Annotated in this window: 4 protein-coding genes and 1 pseudogene; 3 read left to right on the forward strand and 2 right to left on the reverse strand. The window is 70.6% G+C overall.

All coding sequences use genetic code 11. The features are described from left to right. The first annotated feature begins 125 nt into the window (after positions 1-125). From AN233_RS08885 to AN233_RS08895, 3 genes are all read left to right on the forward strand, one after another. Positions 126-398 (forward strand): cytochrome C oxidase subunit IV family protein, encoded by a 273-nt coding sequence (locus AN233_RS08885; protein ID WP_058366437.1) that lies wholly within the window; start codon positions 126-128, stop codon positions 396-398. Between the two features lie 127 nt (positions 399-525). Continuing rightward, positions 526-936: a universal stress protein gene (locus tag AN233_RS08890; protein WP_058366438.1), complete on the forward strand. Its 411-nt coding sequence runs from the start codon at positions 526-528 to the stop codon at positions 934-936. Between the two features lie 70 nt (positions 937-1,006). Beyond that, the gene (locus AN233_RS08895) at positions 1,007-1,762 is read left to right on the forward strand and encodes a GNAT family N-acetyltransferase (RefSeq protein ID WP_058366439.1); all 756 of its coding nucleotides are present in this window, start codon (positions 1,007-1,009) and stop codon (positions 1,760-1,762) included. Positions 1,763-1,798: 36 nt separating this feature from the next. Here the strand turns inward: AN233_RS08895 and AN233_RS08900 are convergent, their stop codons facing one another. Then, entirely contained in the window at positions 1,799-2,860 is a 1,062-nt protein-coding gene (locus tag AN233_RS08900; RefSeq protein ID WP_058366440.1) for a DUF3179 domain-containing protein, read from the reverse strand. Continuing rightward, positions 2,857-3,343, reverse strand: a pseudogene (locus AN233_RS18005) (alanyl-tRNA editing protein); the annotation flags it as partial. The pseudogene AN233_RS18005 and the gene AN233_RS08900, both read right to left, overlap by 4 nt.

Below are 3,343 nucleotides of genomic sequence, written 5' to 3' on the forward strand. Positions count from 1 at the left end.
GCGCGGTGATCTTCTGGTCCAGCGGGTTCGTCGTCGCGCACTACCTCTGGAACCGCTGGCGGGGCAGCGAGGAGACGGATGAATAAATCTATAAGGACGGCACCGAAGGTTGAGGTGTACGAATAATGGCGTCCGACTCCATCAAACTCTACAGCCTCGTCTACGCGGGACTGGTGGGCCTCGCCGCCCTGAACTACGTGCTCTTCGAGGGCGGACTCGACCTCGCGTACGACATCTCCTTCGTCGGAACGATGGTCATCGCCGTGCTCAAGACGGCGCTGGTCGTCGCGTTCTTCATGCACCTCAAGTGGGAGAATCGCTCGCTGACGTACCTGATGGTGCTGGCGCTCGTGCTGACGCTGCTGTTGATGTCGGCCGCCACCTACTCCATCACGTAGTTCCGCGTCGTCGCACCTTCGTTCGGCGGTTCAGTGACACTCTCTAGCTGCGCGGTCGTTTCGCCGTTCGACCGAAGGCGGAGATCCAGGGGGAAAGACCATTACGGATCCCGCACAACCCCGGTCCATGTACCACGTGCTGTTGGGAGTTGACGACGACGGAGAGATGGCCCACCGGGTGGCGGGGACCGTCGCCGACCTGCCGGGGGACGCCGACGAGGTGACCGTCTCGGTGTTTCACGCGTTCACCGACAATCCCGCGGGCGCATCCGCGGCGCAGGTCGCGGGAGTCCGTCGGGCGCAGGAGCGGCTCGAGGAGGCGGGGATCGAGACGACGGTCCTCGAGGCGAGCGGCGATCCCGCGGAGGAGCTCCTGGAGGCCGCCGCGGACCACGACGCGGACATGATCGTCATCGGCGGACGGCGTCGGTCGCCGGCGGGCAAGGCGCTGTTCGGGAGCGTCGCGCAGACGGTGATCCTCAACGCGGACCGGCCGGTGTTGGTCGGTGGCCGTCCCTCGCCGACGGACGAGTCGTAGCGACGAGTGTAGCGACGAGTCGTTCACCCGGTCGCCGACACTTTTGTAGCTGGACGTGGTGACACCCCACATGGAGATTCGTGCGGCGACCGGGGACGACGTGGACGCGATCAGGGCGGTAGCGCGCGCCTCCCTCGGCGCGTCGTACGGGCACGCGATCACCGAGACGGTGCTGGAGGCGGCCGTCGACCGTTGGTACGACCGAGACGCGCTCGGCGCGGACATCGCCGACGACCGGGTCGTGTTCCCGGTCACGGTCGCGGACGGCAAGGTCGTCGGGTTCGCCGAGAGCTACGTCGTCGACCGTCGGGAGCGCGTCGGCGAGATCGACTGGCTCCACGTCCACCCCGATCACCGCGGCGAGGGGGTCGGCACGGCGCTGTTAGCGCACGTCGAGGCGACGCTCCGCGAGCGGGGCGTCGACCGCGTCGAGGGCGCGGTGCTTTCGGCCAACGAGGCGGGCACCACGTTCTACGAGCGTGAGGGGTACGAGCGCGTCGACGAACGGCTCGTCGACATCGGCCACGACAGCTTTCCCGAGCACCGCTATCGGAAGACGCTCTCGGAGGGGGTCGCCGTCGAGGACGCCGAGACCGTGACGACCGACGACGGGACGGAGCTCCACGTCGCACTGACGGAGAGCTCCCGCGGCTCCGAGGGCCCCTTCTACGTCGTCTACGCCGACCCGGACCACGAGGAGCGGTACGGCTTCCGGTGCGGGGCCTGCGGGAGCCTCGACGTGGCCGTGGACACGATGGAGCGAGTCGTCTGCAACGAGTGCGGCAACCGGCGCAAACCGGCGCGGTGGGACGCGGCGTACCTGTAGTCGGTCCGTGAAGCGGACGAGGTTCCGGCCGGTCCCTCAGGGCTCGTAGAAGGCGTCCGCGCCGTGGTCGTCCTGCCACGCGAACGCGAACAGCCGCCGTGAGGGGACCCGTTCGAGCGGCTCCGCGGCGGCGCCGCCCGATTCTCCGGTGTGGGCCGCGGGTGCGTCCACGGGGAGGCCGGTCGCGCCGTCGTACAGCGCGCCGGTGCCGTCGGGGCGGTCCGCACGGAAACCCGCCGGCGTCGGGCGCCAGTCGTACCCCGGGTCGGCGAAGGCGTGGATCCCCTCGTCCGCGAAGACGACGACGCGCTCGCCGCCGATCATCGCGGTGACGACGCCGCCGGCCGCCTCGACGCGCGGGAGGGGGAAGCCGAGCGCGTCGCCGTCCTGCTCGACGCCGAGGACGACCGCCTTCGGGTCGAGATCGGTCCGGTCCCACGAACGGCCGCCGGTACCGCGGTGGGCGCCGAGCCCGAATCCCTCGGCCTCGAAGTAGCGCTCGTAGGGCGCCTCGTCGTAGTCGACGGGCTCGGGGTCGTCCCCGTCCCCGGCCGCTTCGCTCTCGCCGCCCGGCGGGGCGAGCACGTCCCCGTCGGGGTGTGCCTCCCGGAAGCGGGCCATCGTCGTCACGCCCGCGGGGAGCACCCGCAGCGACGCGCCCGCGAGCAGCCCCGAGAGCGCGCGTCCGAGCGACTGCTTCCACTCCGTCCCGGTCTCGCCGTCGTACATCACGAGGTCGTCGTCCGCGAGCTTGCCGGAGACGCCGAACGTGAGCGTCTCGGGGAGGCCGCCCTCGTCGTCGAGGTCGGCACCTTCCGCGTCGACCGTCTCCGCCCGCCGGTCGTAGACCACCGCGGAGCCGCAGAGCGGACACCACGTCACCGCGACCGGGACGCCGCCCAACTCGTCGTTGACGATCTCGTGGTAGTGGAGGTAGCGGACGGGGTACGCCCGGGCCCGCCCCTTGACCGCGACCGCGACCACGTCGTCGTCCGGCTCTCCCTCGTAGGCCGCGACCGGCACACCCTGCGGGTCGTCGACGCTGGGGATCGCGTCGTGCGGGACGACCTGTCGCAGGTCGAAGTCGGCGTCGCTCACGCCGCTCCGTCCTCCGCGTTCGCGGGATCCGTGTCGTCCCCGTCGTCGACGTGCTCCGCGAGCGCGAACCGGACGCGCTCCTCGTCGCTTCCCTTCGTCTCGCGGCCCGTGACGACCAACTCGCCGATCTTCTCGGTGTTGTCGACGTGCGTGCCCGCACACGCGGTGCGGTCGTAGGGGTCGGCGTCGGCGTCGGGCTCGCCGTCCGAGTCGAGTCCGGCGACCTCCACGATGCGGAGTTCGGTGATGGAGTCGGGCAGCAGGTCGATCCGCGTGCGCTCGGTGTCGAGCGTCGCCTCCGCCGCCGTGCGGTCCATCGTGTAGTGGGTGACGGGGCGGGCGTCGGCGACGAGTTCGTTGAGCCGGTCCTCGATCAGTTCGAGGTCCGCGTCGGTGAAGCGGTCGTGGGCGGCGTCGAGGTGCGCGTGGTCGTCGTACAGCTGGTTGCCCGTGGTGGGCGCGTCGAACTCCGCCAACAGTAGC

The sequence above is a fragment of the Haloparvum sedimenti genome (assembly GCF_001462205.1).
Classification (GTDB): domain Archaea; phylum Halobacteriota; class Halobacteria; order Halobacteriales; family Haloferacaceae; genus Haloparvum; species Haloparvum sedimenti.

Coding starts and splice junctions, on each gene's coding strand:
- AN233_RS08885 (WP_058366437.1), top strand. CDS start 126: ATGGCGTCCGACTCCATCAAACTCTACAGCCTCGTCTACGCGGGACTG.
- AN233_RS08890 (WP_058366438.1), top strand. CDS start 526: ATGTACCACGTGCTGTTGGGAGTTGACGACGACGGAGAGATGGCCCAC.
- AN233_RS08895 (WP_058366439.1), top strand. CDS start 1,007: ATGGAGATTCGTGCGGCGACCGGGGACGACGTGGACGCGATCAGGGCG.